Origin of the sequence: Saccharicrinis aurantiacus (genome assembly GCF_001660705.2) — a bacterium.
Lineage (GTDB): Bacteria > Bacteroidota > Bacteroidia > Bacteroidales > Marinilabiliaceae > Saccharicrinis > Saccharicrinis aurantiacus.
The window spans coordinates 152,376-169,010 of record NZ_LYBV02000036.1 but is presented as its reverse complement, the minus strand read 5'-3'; the positions used below and the strand labels follow the sequence as shown (position 1 = coordinate 169,010).

At 35.7% G+C, this 16,635-nt stretch carries 15 protein-coding genes; 3 read left to right on the top strand and 12 right to left on the bottom strand.

What is annotated here, in order from left to right:
* From A8B35_RS19575 to A8B35_RS19520, 12 genes are all read right to left on the bottom strand, one after another.
* Nucleotides 1-1,002 (bottom strand): efflux RND transporter permease subunit (locus tag A8B35_RS19575; protein WP_139314947.1); only part of this gene is annotated, 1,002 nt, incomplete at its 3' end.
* 159 nt (nucleotides 1,003-1,161) lie between these two features.
* Nucleotides 1,162-1,545, bottom strand: coding sequence for a hypothetical protein (locus tag A8B35_RS19570; RefSeq protein WP_068475252.1), 384 nt, complete (start codon nucleotides 1,543-1,545; stop codon nucleotides 1,162-1,164).
* Between the two features lie 147 nt (nucleotides 1,546-1,692).
* The gene (locus tag A8B35_RS19565) at nucleotides 1,693-3,453 is read right to left on the bottom strand and encodes a S41 family peptidase (protein ID WP_075603780.1); all 1,761 of its coding nucleotides are present in this window, start codon (nucleotides 3,451-3,453) and stop codon (nucleotides 1,693-1,695) included.
* 74 nt (nucleotides 3,454-3,527) lie between these two features.
* Nucleotides 3,528-4,856: a MutS-related protein gene (locus A8B35_RS19560; protein WP_068475247.1), complete on the bottom strand. Its 1,329-nt coding sequence runs from the start codon at nucleotides 4,854-4,856 to the stop codon at nucleotides 3,528-3,530.
* A gap of 78 nt (nucleotides 4,857-4,934) precedes the next feature.
* Nucleotides 4,935-5,471 (bottom strand): lipocalin-like domain-containing protein, encoded by a 537-nt coding sequence (locus A8B35_RS19555; protein ID WP_068475244.1) that lies wholly within the window; start codon nucleotides 5,469-5,471, stop codon nucleotides 4,935-4,937.
* Nucleotides 5,472-5,649: 178 nt separating this feature from the next.
* A complete protein-coding gene (locus A8B35_RS19550; protein WP_068475241.1) occupies nucleotides 5,650-6,387 on the bottom strand; it encodes a YqjF family protein in 738 nt (245 codons plus the stop codon).
* 222 nt (nucleotides 6,388-6,609) lie between these two features.
* Nucleotides 6,610-7,182, bottom strand: a complete 573-nt coding sequence (locus tag A8B35_RS19545; protein ID WP_068475238.1) for a hypothetical protein — start codon at nucleotides 7,180-7,182, stop codon at nucleotides 6,610-6,612.
* A gap of 254 nt (nucleotides 7,183-7,436) precedes the next feature.
* Entirely contained in the window at nucleotides 7,437-7,820 is a 384-nt protein-coding gene (locus A8B35_RS19540; RefSeq protein WP_139314946.1) for a hypothetical protein, read from the bottom strand.
* A gap of 378 nt (nucleotides 7,821-8,198) precedes the next feature.
* Entirely contained in the window at nucleotides 8,199-8,879 is a 681-nt protein-coding gene (locus A8B35_RS19535; RefSeq protein WP_068475232.1) for a hypothetical protein, read from the bottom strand.
* 218 nt (nucleotides 8,880-9,097) lie between these two features.
* Nucleotides 9,098-9,910 (bottom strand): hypothetical protein, encoded by an 813-nt coding sequence (locus A8B35_RS19530; RefSeq protein ID WP_068475226.1) that lies wholly within the window; start codon nucleotides 9,908-9,910, stop codon nucleotides 9,098-9,100.
* Between the two features lie 200 nt (nucleotides 9,911-10,110).
* Nucleotides 10,111-10,725 (bottom strand): outer membrane beta-barrel protein, encoded by a 615-nt coding sequence (locus A8B35_RS19525; RefSeq protein WP_068475223.1) that lies wholly within the window; start codon nucleotides 10,723-10,725, stop codon nucleotides 10,111-10,113.
* Nucleotides 10,726-10,806: 81 nt separating this feature from the next.
* Nucleotides 10,807-11,685, bottom strand: coding sequence for a LysR family transcriptional regulator (locus A8B35_RS19520; RefSeq protein ID WP_068475220.1), 879 nt, complete (start codon nucleotides 11,683-11,685; stop codon nucleotides 10,807-10,809).
* A 181-nt stretch (nucleotides 11,686-11,866) separates the two neighbouring features.
* Here A8B35_RS19520 and hutH point away from each other — a divergent pair, with 181 nt between their 5' ends.
* From hutH to hutI, 3 genes are read left to right on the top strand one after another with little or no spacing between them, the layout of a single operon-like run.
* Nucleotides 11,867-13,357: a histidine ammonia-lyase gene (gene hutH / locus A8B35_RS19515; protein WP_068475217.1), complete on the top strand. Its 1,491-nt coding sequence runs from the start codon at nucleotides 11,867-11,869 to the stop codon at nucleotides 13,355-13,357.
* Between the two features lie 2 nt (nucleotides 13,358-13,359).
* Nucleotides 13,360-15,357 carry a urocanate hydratase gene (locus A8B35_RS19510; RefSeq protein ID WP_068475214.1) on the top strand — a complete coding sequence of 666 codons (1,998 nt, stop codon included), beginning with the start codon at nucleotides 13,360-13,362 and terminating at the stop codon, nucleotides 15,355-15,357.
* On the top strand, nucleotides 15,357-16,595 hold the full coding sequence (gene hutI / locus A8B35_RS19505) for an imidazolonepropionase (RefSeq protein ID WP_068475210.1): 1,239 nt from the start codon (nucleotides 15,357-15,359) through the stop codon (nucleotides 16,593-16,595). Before A8B35_RS19510 ends, hutI begins: the two co-directional genes overlap by 1 nt.
* The last annotated feature ends 40 nt before the right edge of the window (nucleotides 16,596-16,635 follow it).

Genomic DNA, 16,635 nt, shown 5'->3' with positions numbered 1-16,635 from the left:
CACTAAATCTGATCTATCTAAGTAGGGTTTTATAACTACTCCCTCGGGTAAGGAATTGTTTACTTTTACGATACGCTGTTTTACATTATCGATAACCTTATTGGCATTGGCTCCTTTTAACATTAGGGTGATCCCTCCTACTGTTTCTCCTTTACCATCCTTTGTCATTGCTCCATAACGCACTGGGCTTCCGAAGTTAACTTTAGCTACATCACGCATTAAAATCGGAATATTATTAGGGGTACTTACCACAATACCTTCAATATCTTCAAGGCTTCTTAACAAACCTTCTGCTCTAATGTAGGAAGCACGATCCCCCTTTTCGACATAACCACTACCTGTGTTTTGGTTGTTATTTTCGAGAGCCTTTATAATATCCTCAATGGTAATATTAAATTGGTTTAATCGCGATGGATCTATGGCCACCTGATACTGTTTTAAATAGCCTCCAAAACCGCTTATTTCAACAATTCCTTTAATACCGGATAATTGTCGTTTCACTATCCAATCGTGAATAGTACGTAATTCTGTGATAGTATATTGGTCTTTAAATTCTTCCTCTACCTCAAGTGTATACTGATAGATTTCGCCCAAGCCTGTTGTGATTGGCATTAGCTCGGGTGTTCCATATTCGGCAGGTATCTCGTCAGAAGCTGTTATAAGCATTTCGCTAACCAACTGACGTGCATCCAAAAGAGGAAAAGTCTCATCAAAAACGATGGTTACCACCGATAATCCATAACGAGATATGGATCTAATATTATCAACTCCCTGAATGTTGGCCATGGCCATTTCCACCGGAAAAGTAATGAATTGCTCTACCTCTTCGGGAGCTAATGATGGTGAAACGGTTACTACTTGTACTTGGTTATTGGTGATATCTGGTACTGCATCAATCGAAAGATTTTTCATGGCAAATATACCCCATATGCATAAAGCCATAGTAAAAAGCAGCACAATAAATTTATTCTCGATGGAGAATGCTATTATTCTGTTGATCATTATAAGATTGTTTAGTGCGCAAAGCGCAATATGTATGATACGATAGACACCTTTATGGTACAAAAGGTGTTACTAGAAGTAATTTCAACACGGCAAAGCATAACACGACTTATTAATACTATAATAAGTGATATATGCTAAATGTTGAAATTGTATAAGTTATGATTGAAAGTATGGGGAGCCTCGGAAATGATTACTCGTTTTTAAATATTTACCGAGCTTTGTAAAAGATCTACAATATTTATAAGTATCACCTACCGGTAAGGTATTGATTTCTTCTAAAACAAACTGGCAGTTTATAAAAGGTAAGATGTTAGTGCATACAGCAACATTGCTATATTCATCTTGCTGATGTTTTGTAATGTTTTCGATGGTTTCATCACCACCTGCAAAAGCGAAAACATCCTTCAGAAATTCTAAAATACCTTCTTCGTGTGCTGGCTTCTCATGAAAATGGCCTTCGTGATCATTATGACCCACAAAATTGTGCATCATTATAATTACTACAGCTGCTATGAGTCCTATCTTTTGTATTGCCTTCACAGCTGCAAAAATAGATTTTTTCTTTAATATATCCTATGTAATTAATGTTTATGGGCTTGTTAATGGAGCATCATTCTATTTCATGAGTTAATGAAGATCCACTAACAGAGATACGACTATAAGCACGAAATTGATAAAAATATGATCTTATTTTTTTGCCAACTCCAATGCTTTTTCTAAAAACTCATTTCTACCATCCTTAAGTCCTTGTATTGTTTTCTCCAAATAAAAATCGGGCAATATACCAACACCATGAAGTTGCGAGCCATCATGTTTAATCACCTTCATTCCGGTCCAACTAATATTGTATCCTCCAGGCAAACTAAACCAATTAACATTTCCGTTTGTACCTGCAGTGGGTTGGCCAATTATTGTAGCCAAATTATATCCTTCAATATAGCCCATAAAACTTTCGGCATAGCTAATAGCCCGACCATCAATAATGAATATTATTTTTTTACCACCTAGATAAGGATTTCTAGGCACTACATAACCAAGCCAATTATACTTTTTATATTGAGTGATGCTATCCTGATCTGGATAAATAATTTGCGGCACTTGCATCCAAGCTGATGTTGTGTCGTCTATTGCCATAAGGTTAGTGATAAAGCCTCCACTTTTATTTGGGTATCCTCTTAGGTCACAAATTATAGATTTACTATCAGCTAATTTAGGCAATAAGCTATTTATTGTATCCATATCAATTTTATCCAAATTAAGATACCAGACACCTGTATCTATTTCGTTATGTGTAGGTTTTTTATCTATACTCTGCAACCAATCGTACTGATTAACGGTTCTTTTAAGTTGATACTCTTTGCCTTCAATTTCTATTTTTATATAGCTACAATAATCGCCTAGCAAGCTTTTTTTATTGGCTTTATGGTTTAAATATCCAGCGGTAGCTGCAGAAATCCGAGAATACACTTCTTCGAAATACTGGGTGGAATTCTTACCATTTATATGCGTAACTATATCTCCTACTTTAATGGAATCATTTTCTTGTTCAACATAGGTAATGACTAACTTATTTTCGAGCCATTCCCAAACGATAGGAGGCGCAGAATTATTTCTAATTGAATTATTATAAACCCCAATATGACCATCCTTAAGCGATGCTGTAAGTTTTTGCAGTGTAATTAAGTGGTCTAATTTAGTTTCGTCAGTATAACTTTGTTTAAGTGCGTTTCTAAGTTCAGCTTCCCAGTGAACATCAACAACATCAAAATACGGGTAAAAGTGCTGAAAAACATTATACACATTTACCACATTACCCAACCGGGTATGCAAGTCAAAGTCCTTTGAATCCTTAATAGACTCTATTTTACCTTTTAAACTTGCTAAGTTATTTTGATTAGCTTGCGGAAAAGTATAAACTCCATTACAATATAATGCAATGGGAATTTGGCAATATATACCTTCGCCAATTTGTTTAATAGTGTATTCATTAATATCCGGGCAATAGTCGAAAAGTTGGGCATTCTCCTCATCGTTGTTTCTATTTATCCTTTTACTTTCGTAAATACTTTTCTCATTATTCATTCCGATTCCCACCCCTCTATGCTGCCAAAATGTGTATCTGAACCCTTCTGTACTAGCAGGCTTGGTTAAGGTTGAATCAAAATCTGAAATATTGGTTGAAAATTTAATAGTAGGCGCTATTGGCTCAAATAGTTTTTCTAGTACCTGAATAACATCATTTGTTGAGCGGCATTTATCCATTTGAGCAGCACCATATATTGCAAAGCTTTTCCAATCGAGTTCAGCCGATTCATCGCTAGGGTGAAAGTATTTTACGTATCCGTATACTTTTGAGAATATGATTTGATTTTCTATTCTTCTTGATTCTCTAATACATCCCATTAATAAAATAATGGAGATGACTATGCAATAAAATTGTGTTTTCATTTTAGTTCGGTTTATATCCTCAAATAAGAATTTCGGTTAAAAAAATATGACGCATCACATGCGAGATGAAAAACTTAGTTTTCATTAATTGACTCCAATATTTCCAATATTTGTTCGTTTTTTAAAATGTGCATTCCTAATCGCTCATGAGAAACCCCTTCTTCGAGCAGAAACTTATAGTGCGGAACATTATCAATAATTTTAGAATCGAAATAATTAAAAGTTACAGAATCAATATCTTTAATTTCTTCAGCAACTTCAGTAATATGAGTTGATACACAAAAATTACAGTTTTTAATTTTTGCAAATGCCTTTATGATGATTAATGAAGCTTCAAATGCATCTTTAACATTAGTGCCCCTGAATAGCTCATCAAAAATTATAAAAAGTCTTTCTTGTTCTTTTATTTTTATAGCCGTATCCTTAACTCGCTTTACTTCGCTATAAAAATGGCTATACCCTTTATTCATATTATCTGATAGATTAATGGTTGTAATTAAACCATTATAAACTGAAGTAGTCATGCTTGAGGCTGGCACAGGAAACCCGAGGTGTGAAATATAAATTGATAAACCTATCGATTTCTGAAAAGTTGATTTTCCAGCCATATTTGGTCCGGTTAAAAAACAAAGGTTTTTATTATCGCTAAAGTTAAAATTATACGGAACTGCATTATCAAGTAAGGGATGATAAAGGTTTTTGATTGCTAAGCTCGGAACCGAAGAATGAATATACTCAGGGAAGCTAAGATTCTTAATGCTCGCAACTTTACCTACAGAATTATAGGCGTCAAATTTATCAAGAATAGACATCAGTTTTTGTAATTCTCCCTTGTATTTATCTCGGAATAAATTGTCAAGTCGGTTTAAAGATCTGGTTTTTATCTTGTCCTTAACTGTATTAAATACCTTAAAATCAGATTTATTAATAAACCTTGAAATAAAGGTAATATCATCGTTTAAAATTTCGGGGATGTTAAATTGTTTAATATCATTTACGCATTCTTTCAAATAATTGAATAATTTTTTGAGATACAAAATTCCAGCTTGAATAAGGTAATATTCGTTGCTTGGTTTTATTCTGTACGATAACTTTTGAATATAAGCATCTACTATGTTATCCTTTAATGTAGCAACGTTTAAATCACAATAGGTCTTTATAAAATCTATTTGATTATCGTTAAAAACTAAGTCAATTCTATTATTTGCAAAAAATTGAAATGCACTTTTTCTACTATTAAGTTTCTCTAAATCGCTTGTGGGGTTGCGCATTATTCTCATCAAATATTCTTGGCCACCTCTTGTTCTTGTGCAATTGTAAAAATCGAAAATGGATTTTGAGGATTTTCCTCCTCCAAATATTTCAAGATCTTTTATGGTTTGTTGGTCTAGTTCAAATTTCATTAATCTAATTAAGTTGGTAGTTAAAACTTCTTATAAGAGCGAACGAACATATTTACAGAACTGTAAATTGCCCATTAATTATTCATTTGCATTAGTAACCTTTATCCATAGAAGCCTTGTTCCTGCAAGTTCCTTTTCAATAGGTTGAAGTATTAGGGTATCACCTAAGAAAGAATATTTCCGCAATACAGTCTCGCTCCACATGTGTGGGTTTGAATGTGAGATTCTTTTATGCGCTATTATTTTCTTTTCCTTATCGATTGTATAATTAGCAAAATAGCTATAGGAAGTTGCGTGATGTTTAAGGGCCTCAATGGATAGAGAGTCAATAATAATTGGAAATTTTAGATCCGTTTTTTCATAAGCTTTCGGCACCAAATGTACCGACATGTGATTGGCATTGTCGTAAAGTATGCTTCCTTTCAGGCCATCAGAGAAACCAATTTCAGCATTTTTAAATTCGCTCCATTCTTTGGTTTGAGGGTTATAAAATTGCATTTGATATAAGGACCATAACCCAGCGAATTGGTTTATATTTTCGCTATTTGACTTGTTATTACAACTGAAAAATAAGCTTGTTAAGATGATGAGGATTAAAGGCTGTATTGTTTTCATAAGTATATAATTTGTGGGTTTACAATTAAAGAGTGACAGTTAGTATATGAGGCTTAATTTAACAGTATTATGTGTTGTTTTTTCTAAAATTTCAGTTTTATTTTAATTTTCATCATTCGTGTTATGGTGCTGAAAACTACTTTATGGTATTTGCTAGGCATTACAGACTGTTCATATCCTATTTATTATAGCTAGTTTTTTCTTTTCTACACTTTCCCCAAGCGATTACTTTTACTCCATTTGAATATTGAATTTTATTAGGCTCGCTTTTAATTAGTTTGTTAAATCTTGCATAGTTAAATTCTAAATTTTTTACTTCAATTTCTTTAATTGGCCATTCTAAATGATGAATCTCAAATTCGTTAATTGATTTTTCTGTGTCTTGGAAAAGAACATATCTTTCAGTGAGCCATTTGTCCAATTCCGTTTTCTCCGTAATTTTCTTTCCAACCGTGAACTGAACATTTAGTTGGTCTTTAAATTCCGAATTGTTGGATTTGTATTGATTTTCACCTCGTTCTATTTTTGAGAATCTATATGGAAGTTCTGATATTCCTTTTGCAACTTTGCAAGACAATTTTTTTCCACCTTCAATACTCAAAAAGTAAACACCCGTTTTATTATTTGATTTCACATATGTTCTAATATTTACTTCATCAAAATCTGAAATTGGTGCAAAAGAAGGTAGATTTTTCGGTCTTATCTTTTCCATTGTAAAAGCCACAACAGAAACCCAAGGTTTTCCCCCAAAAAGGTCAATTTCAAGTTCTTTTGGAACAAACTTTTTCAATTCAGATAACTCCACTTGCCAATGAAGAAATATTACGTTATTCCATTCTTGATAAAATTTCCATTTTTCAGTCGGCATTTTCCAAGGCCTGTGTTCAGTCGTATTTAATATTTCTCGGATTGTCATTTTCTCAAATTGGCTACGGCTACTTGTATGAACTGTGTGGAGATAAAACCTAAATCCACTTCCGAGATCCTACTGAGCCAAAGCTTGTTATTTTATTTGTAGGTTTTAATTCCAAATGGAATGAAAAGCGTTAGCGGAACTGGTTTCGCCATAATAGACTACCAAAATCGAACTGCCCCGCATTGCATAAACAAAATATTAGCTACTTTAATTTTACGTATTTTAAAATTCAATATTTTCAATGGTATCTTCAATAATCTCGATTGGCCAGTAAGGTTCATAAATTTCCAAATCTGGATATAACCTATGCATTATTGAAATATACAATCTGATATATTCTGAGTTTATCGAATCGTTTGATTTGTCAATTGCATAGAAATTACTCCATTGATTTAATTTTCCTACAGATATGATAATTCTGCGAGATTTTATTGAATCCCTGGAATTCACCTTTATTGATTCCGCTTTGTTTAATAGATATTCAAAGCTAACTGAGTCACTTGGTGATAATTCATATTTGATTGGAGTTTTAAAACCTTCATTTTCAAATAGCTCATTTTTAATTTCTGTTGTCAAAAAAAGTTCATCTTCAACCTTAAAGAAACGGACAAAATCCAATCGTCTGGAAATACTACCTGATAAATTAAAAACAAAAGTCAATGTGTCACTTTTATTCACCAACGAATAAATTGATTCTATACGGTTTGTTTCCGTTTGATTTTCAATTGACTTTCGTTTACAACTAATTGAAAGTATTAAAGTCAATATTATGGCTATGAGAATATTCTTGTTCATTGGTGATCTTTATCGTTGACGTTACGGATACGAGGCTGTAAGCTGATTTGAAAAACAAAACCTTCAAACACCACTTAGCCGTAACTTTTGTTTGGTTATAAATTTATTGCTTTCACTAGCCGAAACAAAAGTTTTGGCGATTTTATTAAATAAACTTAACGCCCAAATATATACTCACAGCCTATGAACTTTAGTTCTTTGTTGTAGCCCGTAATTTTTTGGTTTCTATTTAATATGAGAAATTAAAAACTGTCTCATATTCCATATTTTATGCCATTCATTTTAGAGTATGATTCAAGAGTTTTTAATATCTCAAAATTGTTTACGTCTGAATATTTACCTATTATCAAGTTATCGTAGTCAGCATCGTTTATCAGAATGTCCGCCAAAACAAAATGGTAGTCTTCATGACTAAAAGGATGCTTAATCCTTCTAACAACATTAATCTTTCTAATATCATTAGACGTCAATATTATATCTTTCCCATAACTATTCAACACAATATTATTGTTTTCGAATTTCAATTTTCCGACTGCTCGTAAGTCTTTCTTAAACTTTTTTACCAATAAATAACCGATAATAGCAATAACGACTCCTGGTAAGAAAAATAACAGATAGATTGACGATGAATAGGACATAATATCCTTCATAAAAAAGATATTCGTGTATATCGCTAAATAAGCTATTATGAAAAATCCGTTGAATTTTCTAATATTCCGGATTACAAAATCGACTACTTTTTTGTCTGTTGAATAAATATTAAAACTGCTCATAGGTGCATCTGTTTTGGGTTTGTATTATAGGCTATAACGGCTACTTGGATGAACTGTGCGGAGATAGAACCCAAATTCTCTTCAGAAATCCCACCAAGCCGAAGCTTTTGTTTTGGTTATAGATTTCATTCTAAACGGAATGAAAAGCGTTGGCGGAACTTGTTTCGCCATAATTCACTTCCAAATCACCACCGCCCCACATTGTTTATTCCAATTTGTTGTGGCTAGTTCGTTTTTACCACTTCATTCAAATTCAACTAAAAACTCTTTTGAAAGGAACTCTTTTAATTGATTAATAGTTTCACTCATATCTTCCGCATTAGTTACTTTCAAGTTTTCCACAATCTTATCTAGGTCCTTCTTCGTTTTAATCATTTCAAGTTTTCCAATTGTTATTTTCCGAGTCTGAAAATCCACAGAATGTAAAGCTTGAATAAAACCTTTGGTGTTTTCAACTGCTACCTTAGGAAAAACTCTATAAAAGTATTCTGAGTATTCAGCATTCCTATTGTTATGCCGATAAAGTATAGCCAACATTCTTATAGCACCTGTGTCTTTTAATGCTATTTCTTCGAGAGCATTCGTAAACTTGTAAAGTATTATTCCTTCACTGTTGCCGTTAGGGAAATAGCATCCTTCTTCATTGTTACTATTAACTTTGAATGCATTTTCAAACTGACTAATATTAATGGAATCAACATTATTACTATTCAATACAGTATTAATGACATTAAAAATATACTGAACATTTTCACAACTGTCTTTTGATGTATAGTTTACAGGAGTCAGTTCTGTTTCTAATTCTATTCTATGTGGGATAGAATCACTTTTCACAACTGTTTTCTCTTGCTGAATAGCCTTAGTTTGAACATTCTGACAACTCAATAAGGAGATAATGGTCAATATTAAAAAATAGTTTTTCATAATGCTGTATAAAACTAGCCACAACGGCTACTTGGATGAACAGTGTGGAGAGTAAACCTAAATCCACTTCCGAAATCCAACCGAGCCAAAGCTTTTTATTTTATTTGTTACTTTTCATTCCCAAATGTAATGAAAAGATTTGGCGGAACTTGTTTCTCCATAATACTTTCCAAATAATCTGCGCCCCCACATTGTTTATTCCAATTTGTTGCCAACAGTTATTTATATTTAAAATAATATTCGTTTTCATTCAAATATCTGTTAATCATTTCTGACAATAAATAACTTTCTTCCAAGTGCTTCTTATTTATAGATATAAATGATTCAAACAGTTCGGATGAATTATCATATGTATAATTAGTACCCAATTTATAAATTTCCTCATATGCCTTTTTGCCTAAGCCAAATTGATAATCATAGACAGAATATTCATTCTCTTGCTTTCGCCCTTTATCAACTACTAGAACCTTCATCTTTCTACTAAAAGATGACAAGGTAACCAGATAGTCTTCATCAAAATATGAAAAATCCTTCTTGTGATTAAGAACCATATTATCATTGAGAATTCTTATTAGTTGAACAAGCGTTGATTTCCCAAAATAACCACAAAACCTACTCTTTTCATTAACTTTGTTTAAAAGTACAACACCTTTATTACTCCCTTTAAATTCTTCATTATATAAAAAGAACAAGTTATGATAATTCCCTGCCCAACTATGTTCTAAGCAATAATATAGTTCGATAAAAAAAAAATCAGGATTAAAAGATATTGTATCCCTAGTCAAATATGTTTCGGTTTTCTTTAAACTATCTAATTTAAAATCATAATAAAGCCAATTATTGTACATAATTGACGTATCAGACTCTGCTATTTGTACTGTACAACTTCCTTTGTATTTTATTATGTCGTAAATTTTTAAATTTTTAGAGCTATGAAAAGTATCAACTTGAATTACTTGACCAAAGTTAGTCGTAGGAATTAGAATAATAAATAGGGATAGAATGAGTCTAAATATTGTTAAAAGTTTCATATCTCTCTTGAGTTCAATTGTTGGCAACTTGAATATATCCTCACACTATGCATATATTACCATAGAGTATATCTGTATACTCACCTTAAATGGCAATATATATGCCAGTGGGGGATACACAATTTGGCTATGAAAATAGCAAAACTTTAATTATGTACATCTACATATGTTAATTTAGAACTAAAATAAATAGGCCTTTATCACATATTAGGGTCTCCTAAAGCTGAAAAGGTAAGGTATGGGGCTGTAAAGTTGGGGTATGGTAGCAAAAAGCGACTCTTTGTCAGTAAAAGGCGAGGTATGATCATAAAAAGGCAAGGTATGGCGGTACAAAGTTTAGGTATGGCGGCAAAAAGTGACTCTTTGTCATAAAAAGCTTTGTAGAAATAAAATATTCCTTTTTCCTTCACTGAAAGAAGTACTCCACCATAAACTCCTGCAGATAAACTAATACGCTTACTTAAATAAAAATCAAACAGTAATGGGACTTGTAAGTAGCTTACATGTCGACTCCCTTTAAAAGTTACGACTCCTAACTCTTCATCAATCTCAGTATTAATCATTATTAAATTTAATCCTGAAGTAAACCCTGAACGTTCACCTGAACGTAATGAAACAACTGAATTAATAAAGTAACCAAAATCAGAATAATACTTACTTCCTAAGCCTTCACTATTAGCTGAAGCAGCTACAGAAGATTGAGACGGAATAGAAAGACTTGTCCCTATATTTAATTGGTAATATAATTTCTTAGATTCTTGACTTGCTGCATTTATACAAAACAAAACACAAATCAACAATAGGAGTTTCTTCATAGTTAGGAATATTAAAGTTATGTTAGATTTTGTGCGAAAATAATAAATTACTCCCTTAATTATTGTTGATTACTTAAATATTTAGATCAACTCCAAAAAAGTACCCAATACTGGATTTGGGTTATTCTCGTTCCATATAATTTTTAGCGAAGTACGCTGCGGTATTTTATCCAACTCAATTACCTTAATGGCCATATCGTAACCTTGCACCAGGGAAGTGGGCACAATAGACACGCCCAACTTATTTTCTACCAAGCGAAATATAGAACTGGCATTTACCGTAGAGTGCGAAATAATGGGTGTAAACCCACTATCGTCGAATATTTGCATTACTGTTTCGTAATACGATTCGCTGTACTGCGAGTCGAACAAAATAAAATGCTCATCCTTAAACTGCGAAAGCCCCGTAAAGGTATCTTGAGTGATGGGGTGCGATTTAGGCAATACCACCGCAAAGGTTTCTTCCTTGGTTTCCTTTACGCCAATGTGCTTGGGCAACCAACTTTGGCGCACAAAACCAACATCAATGCCATTGTTCAGTATGGCTTCAACTTGGGTACTATTATCCATCTCCTTAAGGGTAATCAGCACCTTATTATTTACTTCCTGAAACTTTAATAACAAATCCGGAATCTCACGCTGCATGGCCGATCCCACATAGCCAATGGTAAGCTTTCCGGCCATGCCATCGTTCAGTAATTTGGTGTGCTCAATCACTTCATCAAGCATTTTAAAATGCTTCTCTAGGGCAGATGCAAAATAAGTACCTGCTGGCGTTAACTCCACCTTTCTATTGTGACGTTCAAACAGCTTCACCCCCATATCATCTTCCAATTGCTTAATCTGCCTGCTTAAACCAGGCTGCGATATGTACAATTTCTCTGCCGCCTTACGAAAATGCAATTCCTGAGCAACAGATAAGAAATATTTGAAGTGACGGTACTCTATTTGATAACTCATAGTTATTAATTGGTGATTAATATAGTCTTGTTAGGCATCAAAATTAGAGATAATTTTGCAATATATCTAGTTGAGTTGATTAGATATTAGATGAGTGACAATAGGCTTGTAGCTAGAATCATAAGCTTAACTCAAACCCTACCATCTATTTAATTATAGAATAATACAAAAAATAAATACGATGTTTAAATACGGAATAGATTCCCTTACCACCGAAAAAGTAATGGCCTTAGCCACTGGCGAACTTAAAGGCGCAATTACTGACGAAGCCATAGAAAAAGTAAACGCCTGTAGAGCCAAAGTAGAAATTATGGCCAACTCAGACCAAGCTGTTTACGGTATCAATACTGGTTTTGGCCCCTTGTGCGATGTGCAAATTACAGCCGAAGAAACCAGTCAATTACAAGAAAACTTACTGATTTCGCATGCCGTTGGCGTAGGTAATCCCATCGATAAAAAGCTATCTAAAATCATGATGATTTGTAAGGTACACGCTTTATGTCAGGGTTTCTCGGGCATCCGTTTAGAAGTAGTGGAACGCATCATCTATTTCATCGAAAACAATATACTACCTGTTGTTCCTGAGCAAGGTTCTGTAGGCGCATCGGGCGATTTAGCACCACTTTCTCACTTATTTTTGCCACTTTTAGGCGAAGGCGAATTTTGGGTTAAGGATGAAATTATTCCTGCTGCTGAAGTTTTAAAACAACACAATTTAGAGCCAATTACACTGCAAGCCAAAGAAGGTTTAGCCCTAATTAATGGTACCCAATTTATATTGGCGCACACGATTATGGGCATCGAAAAAATGGCCTACCTATTAGAGCTTGCCGATGTGGCTGGTGCATTTACCTTAGAGGGTTACAAAGGTAGTGAATCGCCATTTATGGAAGAACTGCACACCATCCGTCCTTTCAAAGGAAGCTTAGAAGTGGCTCGCCATATGCGTCGTTTATTCGAGAAATCACAGAACATTGCCTCGCACAAAGATTGCGAACGCGTGCAAGACCCCTACTCTATGCGCTGTATTCCACAAGTACACGGAGCCTCGCGTAACGCCTGGTATCACCTTAAGGAATTGGCCGAGGTAGAGATGAACTCCGTTACTGATAACCCAATTGTATTGAGCGAAACAGTAGCCATTTCGGGTGGTAATTTCCACGGACAGCCTTTGGCAATGGCCTTGGATTATGCCTCTATTGCTGCTGCCGAGTTGGGTAATATTTCCGACAGAAGATGTTTCTTAATTATAGAAGGTAAATATGGTTTACCGCGTTTATTAACCGAAAAAGGCGGCTTAAACTCTGGTTTTATGATTCCGCAATACACAACAGCCGCATTGGTTACTGAGAACAAATCATTATGTTTCCCGCCTTCGGCTGATAGTGTTCCAACCTCATTGGGTCAGGAAGATCATGTTTCTATGGGAAGCATCTCTGGTAGAAAGTTTAATCAAATTCTAGGTAACTTAGATAAAATATTGGCCATTGAATTAATGTATGGTGCGCAAGCAGTAGAGTTCAGAAGACCAAATACTTTCTCTGATATTATTGAAGAGGCTTACGCATTAATCCGCAGCAAGGTGGATAAATTAATGGACGACCGCATTTTAAAGGACGACATTAACAACATGATTGAATTGGTAAAAACAAAATCGTTTAGGGTAAATTAATTATGGATTTTAAACAACAGATATTACAAGGAATCCCTTCTCAACTTCCTGAAAAAAGGGAATATCCTATAGGTGCCAACCGCGCTCCAAAAAGAAAAGATATATTATCGGCCGACGAAAAAAAGTTGGCCATCAGAAATGCCTTGCGCTATTTTCCTGCCGAGTGGCACGCTGAATTGGCACAAGAATTTGCCACCGAATTAATGGAATATGGTCGTATTTATATGTATCGCTTTAAGCCTGAATATAAAATGCACGCCCGCGCCATTTCAGAGTATCCGGCAAAAACGGAACAAGCAGCAGCCATTATGTTGATGATTCAAAACAACTTGGATCCCGCAGTGGCACAACATCCCGAGGAGTTGATTACCTACGGTGGTAACGGTGCTGTTTTTCAAAACTGGGCGCAATACTTGCTTACCATGCAGTATTTGACCAACATGACCAATGCACAAACCTTACACATGTACTCGGGTCACCCAATGGGATTGTTCCCTTCATCGGCCGATGCACCACGTGTAATTGTGAGTAATGGTATGATGATTCCGAATCATTCTAAACCCGATGATTGGGAAAAATACAATGCCCTTGGCGTTACCCAATACGGACAAATGACAGCGGGATCGTATATGTACATTGGCCCACAAGGTATTGTACACGGAACTACCATCACGTTAATGAATGCCTTCCGTAAAATTCTGAAAGCAGACGAAAAGCCACAAGGTAAAGTGTTTGTTACAGCAGGATTGGGTGGTATGAGTGGTGCGCAACCCAAAGCAGGTAACATCACCGGATGTATTTCTGTGGCTGCCGAGGTAAACGAAAAAGCAGCACGTAAAAGACACGAGCAAGGATGGGTTGATGAGTTGATTGAAACCATGGATACCTTGGTGGAAAGAGTAAAACAAGCCCAAGAAAATGGAGAAACCGTTTCCATTGCTTTTATTGGTAATGTGGTGGATATCTGGGAGCAGTTCTATAACAAAGGTATTTTCATCCATGTGGGTTCCGATCAAACGTCGTTACATATTCCATGGACAGGCGGTTACTACCCTGCGGGCATCTCGTACGAAGAGGCCAACACCATGATAAAAGAAAATCCTGCTTTATTTAAAGAGAAGGTTCAGGAATCACTGCGCAGACATGTGGCAGCTATTAACCAACATACAGCCAAGGGTACTTACTTTTTCGATTATGGAAATGCCTTCCTACTTGAATCATCAAGAGCTGGCGCCGATGTAATGGCCGAAAACAATATTGATTTCCGCTATCCATCTTATGTGCAAGATATTTTAGGTCCAATGTGTTTCGATTATGGCTTTGGTCCTTTCCGCTGGGTTTGTGCCAGTGGTAAAGCCGAAGACTTGGCCAAAACAGATGCCATTGCAGCGCAGGTTTTAGAAGAAATTATGCAGCAGTCGCCACCAGAAATTGCATTGCAGATGCAAGATAATATTACTTGGATTCAGCAAGCTGGTGCCAATAAAATGGTGGTAGGTTCGCAGGCCCGAATTTTATATGCCGATGCCGAAGGACGTGCAAAAATAGCCTGTGCCTTTAACGAAGCCATTGAAAAAGGTATTATTGGTCCTGTGGTATTGGGTCGCGACCACCACGATGTGAGTGGAACCGATTCGCCATATCGCGAGACTTCGAACATATACGATGGTAGTAAATTTACTGCCGACATGGCCATACACAACGTAATTGGCGATAGCTTTAGAGGCGCCACATGGGTTTCTATCCATAACGGTGGCGGCGTAGGCTGGGGCGAAGTAATGAACGGCGGTTTTGGTCTCCTACTCGATGGCAGCGAACAAGCACAAGAGAAAGTGAAGCGTATGTTGTTTTTTGATGTAAACAACGGTATTGCCCGCCGAAGTTGGGCACGCAATAAGGAAGCCATGTTTGCCATAAAACGCGAAATGGAACGTTCGAAAACACTGCGCGTAACGCTTCCTAATATAGTTGATGATAAATTACTTGAAACCTTATTTTAATGGAAAAGCTATTTATCAATATTAAAGAATTGGTACAAGTTCGTTCAGAGGCACCGCAATTTGTTGCGGGTGCCCAAATGAACGAACTTCCGATTATTGCAAATGCTTTTTTATGGATTAAGGATGGTCTTATAAAAGAGTACGGCAGCATGGATGCTTGTCCTGCGCTAACTGATGTGGAAACCATTGATGCCACCGGAAGATTAGTACTTCCAGCTTGGTGCGACTCGCATACGCATATTGTATATGCCGGCAACCGCGAAGGTGAGTTTGTGGATAAAATAAAAGGTTTGTCCTACGAGGATATTGCCCAAAAAGGTGGTGGTATTCTGAACTCAACCAAAGTATTAGCCAACACCTCTGAGGATGAGCTGTACGAGCAAAGCAAAGAGCGCTTACTTGGTGTTATGCGCGAAGGTACGGGTGCCATCGAAATTAAATCGGGCTATGGACTAACGGTAGATTCGGAGTTAAAAATGCTTCGTGTTATTCAACGCTTAAAAGCGGAATTTAATCTCCCTATAAAAGCTACATTTTTAGGAGCTCACGCCATTCCCGAAGCCTACAAAAACAATAAGGAAGGCTACCTTTTGTTATTAACAGATGTACTTTTACCTGAGATCAAAAAAGAAAACCTTGCCGACTACATTGATGTGTTTTGCGAAAAAGGCTATTTCTCGGTTGAGGATACAGAACGATTGATGCAAGCAGGAGCCGCTTTGGGCATAAAAGCAAAAATTCATGTAAATCAGTTTAACGCCATTGGTGGTGTAGCAGCAGGTGTAAAAAACAATGCCTTGTCGCTCGATCATTTAGAGGTAATCAACGACGAAGATATTGTAGCTATTAAGGATTCTAAAACCATGCCTGTGGCTTTGCCAGGATGTTCTTTCTTTTTAAATATCCCTTACACACCAGCGCGTAAAATGATTGATGCAGATTTACCTATAGCTTTGGCTAGCGATTACAATCCGGGTTCAGCGCCATCGGGTAATATGAATTTTGCTGTGGCAGCGGCTTGCATCAAAATGAAAATGACCCCGGAAGAGGCCATCAATGCAGCAACCATTAACGGAGCGTACGCCATGGGGGTAGAAGCTGAGGTGGGTTCAATCACTGTAGGTAAAAAAGCCAATTTATTGTTGACGGATAAAGTAAATTCGTACCACAGTTTACCATATAACTTTGGCAGCAATTTAATTGATAAAGTTTTTATTAGCGGTGAAGAGCATAGCTAGATTAAAGATTTTAGACATTAGATAAGAGGCATATACTGTA